Source organism: Kineococcus sp. NBC_00420 (genome assembly GCF_036021035.1).
Classification (GTDB): Bacteria; Actinomycetota; Actinomycetes; order Actinomycetales; family Kineococcaceae; genus Kineococcus.
In genome coordinates this window covers 3397717-3411124 of sequence record NZ_CP107930.1, presented here as the reverse complement: position 1 = coordinate 3411124, position 13408 = coordinate 3397717, and the positions used below count along the sequence as shown (strand labels likewise).

At 74.4% G+C, this 13408-nt stretch carries 15 protein-coding genes; 4 read left to right on the top strand and 11 right to left on the bottom strand.

The features are described from left to right. The first annotated feature begins 69 nt into the window (after window positions 1–69). The 4 genes from nth to OG218_RS16760 are packed head-to-tail and all read left to right on the top strand — an operon-like array spanning window position 70 to window position 3051. Window positions 70–786 (top strand): endonuclease III, encoded by a 717-nt coding sequence (nth, locus tag OG218_RS16775; protein ID WP_328294379.1) that lies wholly within the window; start codon window positions 70–72, stop codon window positions 784–786. Further along, window positions 783–1439 carry an NUDIX hydrolase gene (locus tag OG218_RS16770; protein ID WP_328294378.1) on the top strand — a complete coding sequence of 219 codons (657 nt, stop codon included), beginning with the start codon at window positions 783–785 and terminating at the stop codon, window positions 1437–1439. The genes nth and OG218_RS16770 overlap by 4 nt, the downstream gene beginning before the upstream one ends. After that, on the top strand, window positions 1436–2641 hold the full coding sequence (locus OG218_RS16765) for a MarP family serine protease (RefSeq protein WP_328294377.1): 1206 nt from the start codon (window positions 1436–1438) through the stop codon (window positions 2639–2641). The genes OG218_RS16770 and OG218_RS16765 overlap by 4 nt, the downstream gene beginning before the upstream one ends. A gap of 5 nt (window positions 2642–2646) precedes the next feature. Continuing rightward, entirely contained in the window at window positions 2647–3051 is a 405-nt protein-coding gene (locus tag OG218_RS16760; RefSeq protein ID WP_328294376.1) for a hypothetical protein, read from the top strand. Between the two features lie 4 nt (window positions 3052–3055). Here the strand turns inward: OG218_RS16760 and OG218_RS16755 are convergent, their stop codons facing one another. From OG218_RS16755 to OG218_RS16705, 11 genes are all read right to left on the bottom strand, one after another. Further along, window positions 3056–3409 (bottom strand): hypothetical protein, encoded by a 354-nt coding sequence (locus OG218_RS16755; protein ID WP_328294375.1) that lies wholly within the window; start codon window positions 3407–3409, stop codon window positions 3056–3058. 22 nt (window positions 3410–3431) lie between these two features. Next, window positions 3432–4349, bottom strand: coding sequence for an alpha/beta fold hydrolase (locus OG218_RS16750; protein WP_328294374.1), 918 nt, complete (start codon window positions 4347–4349; stop codon window positions 3432–3434). A 15-nt stretch (window positions 4350–4364) separates the two neighbouring features. Further along, window positions 4365–4835: a phage holin family protein gene (locus OG218_RS16745; protein WP_328294373.1), complete on the bottom strand. Its 471-nt coding sequence runs from the start codon at window positions 4833–4835 to the stop codon at window positions 4365–4367. A gap of 272 nt (window positions 4836–5107) precedes the next feature. Continuing rightward, window positions 5108–6118: an endonuclease/exonuclease/phosphatase family protein gene (locus tag OG218_RS16740; RefSeq protein WP_328294372.1), complete on the bottom strand. Its 1011-nt coding sequence runs from the start codon at window positions 6116–6118 to the stop codon at window positions 5108–5110. Between the two features lie 69 nt (window positions 6119–6187). Further along, entirely contained in the window at window positions 6188–8131 is a 1944-nt protein-coding gene (acs, locus tag OG218_RS16735) for an acetate--CoA ligase (protein WP_328294371.1), read from the bottom strand. A 96-nt stretch (window positions 8132–8227) separates the two neighbouring features. After that, on the bottom strand, window positions 8228–8668 hold the full coding sequence (cynS, locus tag OG218_RS16730; protein ID WP_380162258.1) for a cyanase: 441 nt from the start codon (window positions 8666–8668) through the stop codon (window positions 8228–8230). A 35-nt stretch (window positions 8669–8703) separates the two neighbouring features. Beyond that, window positions 8704–9165, bottom strand: a complete 462-nt coding sequence (locus OG218_RS16725) for a nuclear transport factor 2 family protein (protein ID WP_328294369.1) — start codon at window positions 9163–9165, stop codon at window positions 8704–8706. Window positions 9166–9283: 118 nt separating this feature from the next. Beyond that, window positions 9284–9979 carry a tellurium resistance protein gene (locus OG218_RS16720; RefSeq protein ID WP_328294368.1) on the bottom strand — a complete coding sequence of 232 codons (696 nt, stop codon included), beginning with the start codon at window positions 9977–9979 and terminating at the stop codon, window positions 9284–9286. A 67-nt stretch (window positions 9980–10046) separates the two neighbouring features. Further along, window positions 10047–11090, bottom strand: a complete 1044-nt coding sequence (tsaD, locus tag OG218_RS16715) for a tRNA (adenosine(37)-N6)-threonylcarbamoyltransferase complex transferase subunit TsaD (protein ID WP_328294367.1) — start codon at window positions 11088–11090, stop codon at window positions 10047–10049. Then, window positions 11087–11692, bottom strand: coding sequence for a peptide deformylase (gene def, locus OG218_RS16710; RefSeq protein WP_328294366.1), 606 nt, complete (start codon window positions 11690–11692; stop codon window positions 11087–11089). The genes tsaD and def overlap by 4 nt, the downstream gene beginning before the upstream one ends. A 15-nt stretch (window positions 11693–11707) precedes the next feature. After that, the gene (locus OG218_RS16705) at window positions 11708–13339 is read right to left on the bottom strand and encodes a SpoIIE family protein phosphatase (RefSeq protein WP_328294365.1); all 1632 of its coding nucleotides are present in this window, start codon (window positions 13337–13339) and stop codon (window positions 11708–11710) included. Window positions 13340–13408 lie beyond the last annotated feature (69 nt).

Genomic DNA, 13408 nt, shown 5'->3' with positions numbered 1-13408 from the left:
TGTGCAGAACTCGTGCCCCGGCCGGGACGGACGGGTGATCACCCGGCCCCTCCGACGTAGGGTCCAAGGGTGGAGACCGAGCTGGCCCGGACCCGACGAGCCCGCCGGGTCCACCGGGCGCTGGCGCTGCGCTACCCCGACGCGCACTGCGAGCTCGACTTCACCAGCCCGTTCGAACTGCTGGTCGCGACGATCCTCTCGGCGCAGTGCACCGACGCCCGGGTCAACCAGGTCACGCCGGCGCTGTTCGCCCGCTACCCGAGCGCCACCGACCTGGCCGCGGCCGAGCGCTCCGAGCTCGAGGGCCTGATCCAGCCGACCGGGTTCTTCCGGGCCAAGTCCGACGCGCTGCTGAAGATGTCGGCCCAGCTCGTCGCCGAGCACGGCGGGGAGGTCCCCCCGCGCCAGGCCGACCTGGTGAAGCTCGCGGGGGTCGGGCGCAAGACGGCCAACGTCGTCCTGGGCGACGCGTTCGGCGTCCCCGGCCTGACCGTCGACACCCACGTCGGACGGTTGTCGCGCCGACTCGGGTTCACCACCCACGAGGACCCGGTGAAGGTCGAGACCGACCTGGCCGGGCTCATCCCGCGCACGGACTGGACGATGTTCAACCACCGGATGATCTTCCACGGCCGCCGGACGTGTCACAGCCGCCGGCCCGCGTGCGGCGCGTGCCCGGTCGCCCGGCTCTGCCCGTCCGCGGGGATCGGTGAGAACGACCCGGTGCGGGCGGCGAAGCTCGTGAAGCAGGGCCCCCCGGGTGTCGCCGTGGCGGCGACGGCGTGATCCCCGACTGGCTGGAACCGCTCGCCACCCGGCTCCCGACCCTCACCGTGGCCGACCTGGACTGGCGCGTGGACCGCACCGGGACCGGGCGTCCGGCCGCCGTCCTCGTCCTGCTCGCCGACGGCCCGGCCGGCCCGGAGGTCCTGCTCACCGAACGCGCCGGGACGTTGCGCCAGCACTCCGGTCAGGTCGCCTTCCCCGGGGGCCGCAGCGACCCGGGCGACGCCGACGCCGCGGCCACCGCGCTGCGCGAGGCCGAGGAGGAGACGGGACTGGACCCCGCGGGGGTCGAGGTCCTGGGCGCGCTGCCGCCGTTGCTGCTGGCCCACTCCGGTCACGAGGTGACCCCGGTGATCGCGCACTGGCGCGAGCCCGCCCCGGTCGGCCCGGTCGACCCCGAGGAGGTGGCCCGGGTGGAACGCGTCCCGCTGTCGGAGCTGCTCGCCGACGACGCCCGGCTCACCCTGCGCGGCCCGGGCGGCTACGTCGGGCCCGCGTTCGCCGTCCGCGGGCTGCTGGTCTGGGGTTTCACGGCCGAGGTCCTCGTCCGGGTCCTGGCCTTCGGCGGCCTCGACCGTCCCGCCGGTGAGGCGGGCGGGGGTTCCGCGCTGACGCTGCAGCAGGCCCTGGACCGCGCCGGAGCCCGCGCGTGACGTCGTCGGACGTCCTCGACGTCGCCCTGCTGGTGCTGGTGCTGGTCCAGGTCGTCGCCGGGTACCGGGAGGGGTTGCTCATCGGGCTGGCGGGTCTCGTCGGTCTGGTCGGTGGCGCGGCCGTCGGGGTCGCGTGGTTGCCGCACCTCGTCGCCGGCTGGACGCCGGGGGTGCGCCGCACGCTCGTGGTGGTGCTCGGGACGCTGGTGCTGGCCGTGCTGGGCCGTCTCGTCCTGAGCTTCGTCGGGGCCCGGTTGCGCTCCCACGTCCGCTGGCGACCGGCGCGCTTCGCCGACGCCGTGCTCGGCGCGGTCGCGGGCCTCGTCGCGACGCTGCTGGTGGTCTGGGTCGTGGCGGGGGCGGCGCGGACGGCTCCGCTGCCCCGGGTGGTGCAGGCCGTGACCGGGTCGCGGGTCGTCGGGGCCCTCGACGGCGTCGTGCCCGTGAGCACCGGCAGCCTGCTCTCGACGTTCTGGGCCGCGGCCCAGGCCAACGGGTTCCCGCGGGTCTTCACCGGTCTCGACGCGGAGCCGATCACGCCCATCGCCGCCCCCGACCCCCTCCCCGGCACCGAGGGGCTGCAGGCGGCCGCGGGCAGCGTCGTGAAGGTCACCGGGGTGGCGACGACGTGCCGGCGCGGGCTGGAAGGCAGCGGTTTCGTGGTCGACCGGGTCGGGGACTCGGCGCGGGTCGTCACCAACGCCCACGTCGTCGCGGGGGTCAGCGATCCCCTCGTCCAGCCCGGTGGCGTGGGCCGGCAGTACCCGGCGAGCGTCGTCGCCTACGACCCCGGGCTCGACCTCGCCGTCCTCGACGTCCCCGGCCTCGACGCCGCGGCCCTGCCCCGCGCCGACGAGCTCACCCGGGGTGACACGGCACTCGTGGCGGGCTTCCCCCTCGACGGCGGCTACGACGTGCAGCCCGGGCGGGTCCGCGAGGTCCTGCAGGCCCAGGGCCGCGACATCTACGACACCACCGACGTCGTCCGCGAGGTCTACTCGGTGTACTCCACCGTCCGGCCCGGGAACTCCGGCGGGCCGCTGCTGAGCGCGGACGGGCGGGTCGTGGGCGTGGTCTTCGCCAAGTCCCTCGACGACGAGCAGACCGGGTACGCGCTGACCCCCACGGAGCTCGACCGGGTCCTCGCCGAGGCCGGCTCCCGGACCGCGGAGGTCTCCACCGGCTCCTGCACGGCCGAGTGATCGCCGTGGACGCCCCCGGGGCCCTGCTCGCCGCCGCGACCCTGCACCTCGGGTTCCAGCTGGTGGTCACGGCCGTCGTCTACCCGGCCCTCGCCGCGACCCCGCCGCGGGACTTCCCCGCCGCGCACACCGCCCACTCCCGCCGGATCACGCCCGTGGTGGCCGTGGTCTACGGTTGCGTGCTGGCCGCGTGGGTCTGGGTCGCGGTCTCGGTGCCGTCCTCCCCGCACCTGTGGGTCGCCCTCGCGGGGACCGTCCTGAGCGGGGTGGCCACCGCGGTCGCGGCCGCCCCCACGCACTCCCGGCTCGGCCGGGAGGGACCCCGACCGGCCCTGCTCACCCGGCTGCGGCGGGCCGACGCGGTGCGTCTGGCCGGGGCGGTGCTGACGGTCGTGGGCGCACTGGGGTGAGCGGTCACCCGGCCCGCGAGGGCCACCGGATCGTGAGGGTCGTGGTCTCCTCCACCGGGGAGGTCTCCCAGGTGTGCTCCTCGCCGGGGAACCAGATCACGTAGTCGCCCGGCGTGGCCAGGACGGCCTCACCCTCCCGGAAGCGCAGCCGCTGCCACCCGGCGACGAGCACGCACAGGGACGTCTCCGCCTCCGGCGCGGTCCACTCCTCGTCCCGCGACCCGGCCGCCATCCGGGCCCACTTCACCTCGACGTGCTCGCTGGCCAGCGCGGGGACCCGCCCGGCCATGAAGCTCCCGAAGAACCAGCCGCCGTCGTCGGCGCCGTCGAGGTCGGCGTTGCCCGTGTGGAAGGTCACGACGGCGATGCTGCCGGGCCGCTCACCAGCGCGCGAGCCAGCCGGTGAGCAGCGTCGTCGTCCGCTCGGGGGACTCCTCGGGGAGGTAGTGCCCGACGTCGGGCACCTCGACCACCCGGTGCGGGCCGTGGGCGAAGCGGGCGGCCGCGTCCAGGGCCCCCGCGGACACCGTGGGGTCGAGCGCGCCGCGCACCTGCAGGACGGGGACCTCGACGCCGTCGCGCAGGGCGGCCGCGAAGCGGCGGCCGTCGGCGCGGACGGCGGAACGGGCGATCCAGCGGTGGTACTCCAGCGCGGAGTGGGCCACGAACGGCACGCGGATCGCGTCGCGGTAGCGCTCGACGTCGGCGGCGGACGGCCAGCCGGGGCCGGAGCGTTCGCGCAGGACCCGCTCGACCCCGTCGCCGCTCAGCAGGCGACGTTCGGGCAGGGCGGGCAACTGGCGGGCGAAGGCGGTCCGGGTGGTGGCGAGCCCGGCGCCCTCACCGAGACGCTCGAGCAGGACGTGGCGGGACAGCAGCGGGTGCGCGGCCCCCACGACGACGATCCCGCGGACCTGCTCGGGGTGCAGCGAGGGCAGGGCCCACGCCGTGCGGCCCGAGACGCCGTGGCCCACGACGACGGCGTCGCGCTCCCCCAGGGCCCGCACCACGGCCGCGACGTCGGCGGCCGAGGTGGGCGTGTCGTAGCCGCGGGGAGGTTTGTCGGAGGCGCCGTAGCCGCGCAGGTCCATCGCCACCGCGCGGTACCCCGCCGCCGCGAGGGCCGTGAGCTGGGCGCGCCACGCCCACCAGAACTGCGGGAAGTCGTGGAGCAGCAGGACGAGCGGTCCCTCACCGAGCTCGGCGACGTGGAACCGCGCACCGTGGGCGGCCACCAACCGGTGCCGCCACGGTCCTTCGACCAGGACGGCCGAGACGTCGGTCGAGCGGACGCCCACGCCTCGGCCCGGGGGTCAGTGCCCGAGGCTGCGCGAGCCCGGGCCACCGGTGATGGTCTTGGCGACGGGCTTGCCGGTGGCGGCGGCCTTGATCGCGGCGATGCTGTCCTTCGTCGTGCGGATCGTGCGCTCCGGGGGCTTGACCTGCTTGATGCGGCCGAACCCGATGGCCGCGGCGAGGCCCGCGACGACGAGCATGGCCGCGGCGACGACCAGGAAGCTCAGCCAGATCGACCAGCCGGCCCCCTCGTGCAGCGCGAACGCGACGGTGATGCCGAGGAACACGAAGGCGACGAAGCCGAAGAGCGCGGCGACCCCGAAGAGCCCGCCGCCGATGGCGCCGTTCTTCACGTCGGTGGTGATCTCGGCCTTGGCCAGCGCGATCTCGTAGCGGACGAGCTCGCTCATGTCCTTGGTCGCGTCGGCCACGAGCTGACCGATCGTGCGTTCGGGCGCACCGACGGGACGGTCGTTCAGGGTGGTCATCGAGTCCTCCTAGGCCCAGGCTGCGCGCACCGCGCGAATGACGGTGCGCCGGGGAGAACCCTAGGAGTTCGTCGCGGCGCGTGCACGGGAGGGGGAGCGCGTCGCCGTCGGCGGGGGGACCGACGGCGACGCCAAGGTCGCTCTCGTACAGGGGGGACGAGCGACGACCTGACCGACACTACGGCTCCCGACCTCCGCGCGCGGGAGTTCCGCGCAACCCAAACCTGTGAGTTCGAAGGTTCCCCCGGACGGCCCAGCGCGCCCGCGTCCGGTCACGACGACCGGACGGGTCGCCACCGGGACAGCAGGGCGCGGTGGTCGCTGCCGGGGATGTCCCGGACGCTGGAACCCACGGCGCGCCAGGCGTTCCCGTCGGCGAGGGCGTGGTCGATCGTGGCGCCGACCGCCGCCGGGTACTTCGCGGGCCACGTCCCGCGCGCGCCCGTGCCGGTCTGCTCGCCGGCGTCGACGCAGGACCCCCGCAGGTGCAGTCCGGGGTGGTCGAGGGTGGCGTTCAGGTCACCGGCCAGGATCGAACCCGGGGTGTTCGCGCACCAGTCGGCGACCGCCTTCACCTCCACCGCCCAGGCCCCGAGGAGGTCCGGGACGGGCGCGGCGGTGTGGGCCGCGGCCAGCACCGGACCCTCCCCCGAGACGGGTGCAGCGGTGACGACGGCCTTGACCCCGCCGGCCAGCTGCCCCGTCGTGCGGTACGGCCCGAGGGACTGCGAGACGAGCAGCGCCGTCCCGTACCCGCCCCCGCCGAGGTCGCGGGCCCAGAAGACCTGTACCGGGGTGCCGGTGGCGGATCCGATGCGCGCGGCGACGTCGTCGGCCAGGGCCTGGTCCGACTCGGGCAGCGAGACGACGTCCGCGCCGCCGTCGACGGCGAGGCGGGCCAGCCCGGCGGGATCGGCCTGGGCCTTGAGGACGTTCGCCGCGAGCACGGTGACGTCCCCGGGGCGGGCCGCGGGCAGCTCCCCCGCCGCGGTCCCCCGGGCGAGGGTCGTCCCCACCGATCCGGCGGCGACCAGCGCGAGCGCCGCGGCCGAGGGCAGCACCCGTCGCCAGCGCGTCCCCACCGCGCCCGCCACGACCGCCGCCCCGGCCAGCCCGGCCCCGACCGGCACCCGGAACGGCACGGTCCAGACGAAGGGGCGGTGCCCGGCGAGGCCGAAGAGGTCGGGGGCGCCGACGAGCGCCGCCCCGGCGGCGACCACCCCGGTCGCGACGACGGTTCCGGTGAGGGCGGCCGTGCTGCGGCGGGGGTGGTGTGAGCGCACCCTCCGAGGGTGCCGCACCCCCGCGCTGCGGGGGCGTCCCGGGCGCGGGGGTGCGGTGAGGATCGGGTGTCAGTCCGTGGCGGGCGCGGACATCCCCTGCGAGATCGCGTCCATCACCGAGGAGTCGGTGAGCGTCGTGACGTCGCCGGGCGCGCGGTGCTCGGCCACGTCGCGCAGCAGCCGGCGCATGATCTTGCCCGACCGGGTCTTGGGCAGTTCCGCGACGACCATGATCGACTTCGGCTTCGCGATGGGGCCGATCTCCTTCGCGACGTGGTCGCGCAGGTCCGCGACGGTGTCGGGACCCTGCTCGTGCCCGCCGCGCAGGATGACGAAGGCGACGACGGACTGCCCGGTCGTCTCGTCGGTGGCGCCGACGACGGCGGCCTCGGCGACGTCGGGGTGGCTGACCAGGGCCGACTCGATCTCGGCCGTGGAGAGCCGGTGCCCCGACACGTTCATGACGTCGTCGACGCGGCCCAGCAGCCAGATGTCGCCGTCCTCGTCGCGCTTGGCGCCGTCGCCGGCGAAGTACTTCCCGGGGAAGCGGGCCCAGTAGGTGTCCTTGAAGCGTTGCGGGTCGCCCCAGATCCCGCGCAGCATCGCCGGCCACGGTTCGGTGACGACCAGGTAGCCGGCCTGACCGTGCCCGACGGGTTCGCCCGCGTCGTCGACGACCTCCGCGACGATCCCGGGGATCGGGATCTGCGCCGAACCCGGTTTGAGCGCGGTGACCCCGGGCAGCGGGGCGATCATGTGCGCGCCCGTCTCGGTCTGCCACCAGGTGTCGGCGATGGGGGTCCGGTCGGAACCGATGACCCGGCGGTACCAGTTCCAGGCCTCCGGGTTGATGTTCTCCCCGACGCTGCCCAGCACCCGCAGCGAACTCAGGTCGTGCCTCTGCGGGTACTCCTCGCCCCACTTCATGCAGGTGCGGATCGCCGTCGGCGCGGTGTAGAGGACGGTGACGCCGTACTTCTCGACGATGGACCACCACCGGTCCTTGTCGGGGGTGTCGGGGGTGCCCTCGTAGACGACCTGGGTCAGGCCGTTGGCCAGCGGGCCGTAGACGATGTAGCTGTGCCCGGTGACCCAGCCGATGTCGGCGGTGCACCAGTAGACGTCGCGTTCGGGCTGCACGTCGAAGACGTTCTTCGTCGAGTACGCGGTCTGGACGAGGTACCCGCCGGAGGTGTGCAGGATGCCCTTGGGTTTCCCGGTGGTGCCGGAGGTGTAGAGGACGAACAGCGGGTTCTCCGCGTCGAAGCTCTCCGCTTCGTGATGCGGCGCAGCGGCTTCCAGCGCCTCGTGCCACCAGACGTCGCGACCCTCGGTCCAGTCGACGGCCTCGCCGTTGCGCCGCACGACGAGGACGTGGGTGACGCTCGGGGCACCCTTGGCCAGGGCGGCGTCGACGGCGGGTTTGAGCGTGGTCGGTTTGCCGCGGCGGTAGGAACCGTCGCAGGTGATGACGACCTTCGCCTCGGCGTCGGTGATGCGGGAGTTCAGCGCGTCGGCGGAGAAACCCCCGAACACCACCGAGTGCGCCGCCCCGAGGCGGGCGCAGGCGAGCATGGCGACGATCGACTCGACGAGCATCGGCAGGTAGATCGCGACCCGGTCACCGCGTTCGACGCCCATCCCGGCGAGGACGTTCGCCGCGCGCTGGACCTGCTCGTGCAGCTGGGCGTAGGTGACGGTCGCGGTGTCGCCCGGTTCGCCCTCGAAGTGGATGGCGACACGGTCACCGTGGCCGGCCGTGACGTGGCGGTCGACGCAGTTCACGGCGACGTTCAGCGTCCCCCCGACGAACCACTTCGCGAAGGGCGCCTCGGACCAGTCGAGGACCTGCTCGAAGTCGCGGTCCCAGGTGACGTGCTCCCGGGCCAGCTCGCCCCAGAAGCCGAGGCGGTCGGCGGCCGCCCGGTCGTACAGGTCGGCCTGAGCCACGGCGTTCGCGGCGAACTCCGGGTCCGGCGCGACAGTGGGCACGGTTTCCTGCGGGGTGGTCACGGGGTCGTCCTCCTCGACGGGCTGCTCTCCACGGCGTACCCGGGTGAGGTTAGTCACCCCCCGCCGGCGTCGCGTCGCGACCCGTCCCCAGCGGGGTCACCACTGGTAGTCGAGGAACTTGCCGTCGAGGGTGATGACGACGCGGTCGCCCCCGGGGTCGGCGCGCCGGGAGACGTCGACCGTGAAGTTGATGGCGCTCATGATACCGTCGCCGAACTCCTCGTGGATCAGCTCCTTGAGCGCCGGTCCGTAGACCCCGAGGGCCTCGTGGAGGCGGTAGAGCGTCGGGTCGGTGGGGATCTCCTGGTGCCCGGAGCCGCGGTAGGGCTGCATCCGCAGCGCCTCGACGACCTCCGGCGCCAGGTCGAGCAGCGCCCCGACCGTCTCGGCGGAGGTCGCGTCGACGGGGTGCTGGCCCAGCAGCGCGGCCACCGTCCAGACCGGGTCCCTCCCGATCGCCTGCGCGATGCCGGCCCAGGTGAGGTCCTTGCGGAACTTCTGGAGCCGGACGACCTGCCCGGCCTCGTCCTTGCTGATCACGACAGCACCTCTTCCGTTCGACGTCGCGACGGTCACTGCAGGGGAATCTCCACCCCCCGCTCGGACTCCGCACGCGGGCCGTGGATCCGCCGTTCCTCCGCGGCGATCCGGACGTCGTCGATGCTGGCCTCGCGGCGGGTCATGAGGCCCTCCGCGTCGAAGTGCCACAGCTCGTTGCCGTAGCTGCGCCACCACTGCCCCGTGAGGTCGCGGCACTCGTACTGGAAGCGCACCGCGATCCGGTCCTCGGTGAACGCCCACAGCGACTTCCGCAGGGCGTAGTCGAGCTCCCGGGCCCACTTGGCCGCCAGCAGCTCGACGATCGCCACGCGTCCGGTGACGAAGGTGTCCCGGTTCCGCCAGACCGAGTCCTCGCTGTAGGCGAGGGACACCTTCAGCGGGTCCCGGGTGTTCCAGGCGTCCTCGGCGGCCTGGACCTTCTGCAGAGCGGTCTCACGGGTGAAGGGCGGCAGGGGTGGGCGCACGCTGCGCATCCTGCTCCCCGGCCGGACGGCCCTCGGCGGCGGGCGGGGAGCCGGGCGGGGGTGGGATCGTTGCCTCCTCGGTGTCGTTGAGTGAGACCGGGGAGGCAACGATCCCCCTCGCGGGCGCCTACTTGCGCCCGGTCCGCCACTTCATGCCCCAGCCGAACGCCTCGTCGAGGGCCTGCTGGCCGCCCTGCACGTAGCGGACCTCGCGCTGCACGGTGATCTCGCGGCCGTCGGAGACGATCTGGGCGATGGCGCACATGGGCGACTTGTCGTCGTGCTCGTCGAGGCCGACCTCGACCTCGGGACCGCTGACGGGGTGCAGCGTCACGACGGCGTCCGCGGCGGCCCAGTTCGGGACGCCCTCGTAGATGAACGCGAACACCAGGATCCGCTTGATCTTCGCGGCGGCGCGCAGGTCGACGAAGAGGTTCTCGCCGCCGCCGCCGGTGCGGTCGTCACCGTCGAGCCAGACGATCGGGTCGCCGTCGCCGCGGTCGCGGAACGCGTTGCCGAGGGCCTGGACGACGCCCTTGGACCCGTCGGTGAACTCGTAGAGCGCGCCGATGTCGAGGTCGATCCCGCCCTGCGGCGCTGCGGCGGCCTTGAGCTTGGAGAAGAAGCCGCCGCTCGCGGCCGGCGCGGCGCCCGCGGGACGCGCGTTCCAGGCCAGGTGCACGCGCAGCGTCCCGCCGGCCCCGCCGGACTTCGACAGCGACACCTTGGGCGTGGACTTGGTCAGCGTGACCTTGGAGAGCGAGATCCCGCCACCCGCGGGCTTCTCGGGTTCGGGAGCCTTCTTCGAGTAGTCGATCGCCACGGGTCCTACGCCTTTCGTTCGAGGAGCTTCCTCACCCCGGAACGAACGGGCTCACAGGGAAGTGCCGTCAGCGCCAGGGACCGGCGAGCAGGGCCCCCGTCAGCGGCGCCGACGGGTCCGCCCCGAGGTCCAGCCCGGACGCCGGCGCGCCGGCGCGCACCAGCAGGTCCCCGACCGCGGCGATCATCGCGCCGTTGTCCGTGCACAGCCGGATCGGCGGCACCCGCAGCTCGATGCCGGCTGCGGCGCACCGCTCCTCGGCCAGGGCGCGGACGCGGGTGTTGGCCGCCACCCCGCCCACCACGAGGAGCGTGTCGACGCCGTGCTCGCGGCAGGCGGCGACGGCCTTGCGGGTCAGGACGTCCGCGACGGCCTCCTGGAAGCTGGCCGCGACGTCGGCGACGGGGACCTCGCCACCGGCGTCGACGCGGGCCTCGACCCAGCGCGCGACGGCCGTCTTCACCCCGGAGAAGGAGAACCCGTAGGTGGGGTCGGAGGGACGGGACAGCGCCCGCGGGAACTGGATCGCCCGCGGGTCCCCGTCCCGCGCGGCCTTGTCGATCGAGGGGCCGCCGGGGTAGCCGAGGGAGAGGACCCTCGCGACCTTGTCGAAGGCCTCCCCCGCCGCGTCGTCGATGGTGTCGCCGAGGTGCACGATCGGGTCGCGGCCGAGGTCGCCGAGCAGCAGCAGCGACGTGTGGCCCCCCGACACCACGAGCGCCACGCACCTCGGGGGCAGCGGCCCGTGCTCCAGGACGTCGACGGCCGCGTGACCGGCGAGGTGGTGCACCCCGTAGAGCGGCTTCCCGAGCGCGAACGCGAGCGCCTTCGCGGAGGCCAGCCCGACCTGCACGGCCGTCGACAGCCCCGGACCGGCGGTCACCGCGATCGCGTCGACGTCGGAGAGCTGCAGCTGCGCGTCGTCGAGGGCCTGGTGCAGCACCGGGACGATCGCCTCGAGGTGCGCGCGGGCCGCGACCTCGGGGACGACCCCCCCGAACCGGGCGTGCGCGTCCATGCTCGAGGACAGCGCGTCGCCCAGGAGGACCCCCTCGGAGACGAGCCCGACCCCGGTCTCGTCGCAGCTGGACTCGATGCCGAGGACGATCACCGCGGCGCGTCCAGCCCGGCCGCGAGCAGGATCTCGGCGCGTTCCCCGGCGGGCAGCCGGTCGACGTAGACGACGCCGTCGAGGTGGTCGGACTCGTGCTGCAGGCAGCGGGCCAGCAGCCCGCTCCCCACGATCGTCACGGGCTCGCCGTGGACGTCGAACCCCGTGACCTTCGCGGTGTCGGGGCGGGCGAGGTCGGCGTACTCGCCGGGCACCGACAGGCAGCCCTCGCTGTCGAGGTCGAGCCGGCGCTTGCGGCCGGTGGGCAGCACGAGGACGGGGTTCACGACGTGGGCGACGACGTTCTCGCCGGTCTCCTCGGTGTCGTCGTCCGGGCAGTCGACGACGAAGACCCGCGCGTCCACGCCGACCTGGTTCGCGGCGAGCCCGACACCGTCGGCGGCGTCCATCGAGGCGAACATGTCGGCGACGAGCTGCACGAGGTCGTCGTCGAAGGACGTCACCGGCGCGCAGGGGCGGTGCAGGACGGGCGTGTGGTAGCGGGTGATCGGGTGCACGACCCCGATGCGTCCCTCGAACTCGACGGGCACCTTCTCGACCGGCTCGACCTGTTCGTCCTGCTCGACCTGCTCCTCGCTCACGGGGAAGATCGTAGGTCAGTCCTGGGCGTGGAACCGGACGGCCAGCAGGGCGACGTCGTCGCTCCCCGCCCCACCCGCGTCGGCGATCAGCGACTCCAGACCCGCCCCGAGGTCCGGCCCCGCCAGCACCGACGCGCGGGCCCGCAACCGCTCGATCCCCGAGTCCAGGTCGTCGTCGCGGCGCTCGACGAGGCCGTCGGTGTAGAGCAGCAGGGTCGACCCGGCCGGGACCTCGACGACGTGGTCGCTGCGTCGTGCGGACCCGACCCCGAGGAGCAGGTCCGGTTCGGCGTCCAGCACGCGGGCCGCGCCGTCGGCCGCGACGAGGATCGGCGGGGGGTGCCCGGCGTTGGCCCAGCGCAGGGTCCGCACGCCCGCGGCCCGGGCCGGCGGGGTCTGCTCGACGCGGGCGACGAGGCAGCTGGCGAGGATGGCCTCGCCGCGCAGGTTGTCCACGACGGACTCGAGCCGATCGAGCAGCTGGGCGGGCGGGTCGTCGCGGTCGACGGCGAGCGCCCGAAGCGCGATGCGCAGCTGGCCCATCTCGGCGGCCGCGGTGACGTCGTGCCCGCTGACGTCGCCGATGACCAGCAGCGTCGTCCCGTCGGGCAGCAGGATGCCGTCGTACCAGTCGCCGCCGACCTGGTCCCCGGCGTGCGCGGCGACGTAGCGGGCGACGAGCTCCAGCCCGCCGCGCTGGGGCAGGTCGGTGGTGAGCATCGACGTCTGCAGGGTCCGGGCGGCGGTGGTGCGTTCGGCCAGCAGCAGCGCCCGTTGCAGGGCCTGGGTGGAGTAGGAGGCGAGCGAGACGAGCATCGCGCGCTGGTTCTCGGACAGTTCGAGGTCCTCGTGCCAGACCATCGTGAGCAGCCCGACGGTGACGCCGGCCGCGACGAGCGGGACGGTGGCGAGGTAGCGGACGTTCGCGACCTCCCAGCGGTGCATCAGCTCGGGGAAGTTCGTCCGCAGGCTGGTGGCGTCGTCGAAGCGCGGGCTGCCCTGGCGCATCGCGAGGGTGCCGGGGCCGGGTCCGTCCAGCGGCAGGTCCTGCCACTCCTGCTCGGCGCCGACGGCGAGCTCGCCGGTGAACGGGGTGCGCAGCAGCCGGCGCTCGTGGTCGACGACGGACAGCGCGGCGTAGGCCGCGCCGAAGCCCTGGGCGGTGGCCGCGACGACGACCTCGGCGACGTCGGCGACGGTCCGCGTCGCGGTGAGGGCCTCGGAGAGGCGCAGCAGGTCGCTCGTGCGTTCCAGGGACCCGCGCAGCGAGTCGGTCAGCCGGTCGCGTTCCTCCTGCAGCCGGAGTTCGTGGGTGACGTCGCGGAAGGAGCAGAGGACGTGCTCGCCCAGGCGCCGGGCCCGGACGGCCACGGAGCGGTCGGTCCCGGGCAGCGGCCCCGTCCCGGCGACGAAGTCGGGGGCCTCGGGGTCGGCCAGCTGGTCGTGGAAGGCGGCACGGACCTCGTCGGGGAAGGCGACGGGCAGCGGGGCGCCCACCAGGTCCTCGGGGGTGCGGCCGAAGAACGCGGCGCCGGCCCGGTTGACGTGCTCGACGTGCCACGTGGCCGCGTCGAGCACCATGATTCCCTCGGCGACCTCCTGCCACGCGCGTAGGAGCAGCGGGTCCACCGCTCCCGCGGACGACATGGCCTCACCCTAGGGACGAGCGTGGTTGCCTCGCAGGCGATCTCACGCATTGCCCTCGGGGGACGCGCC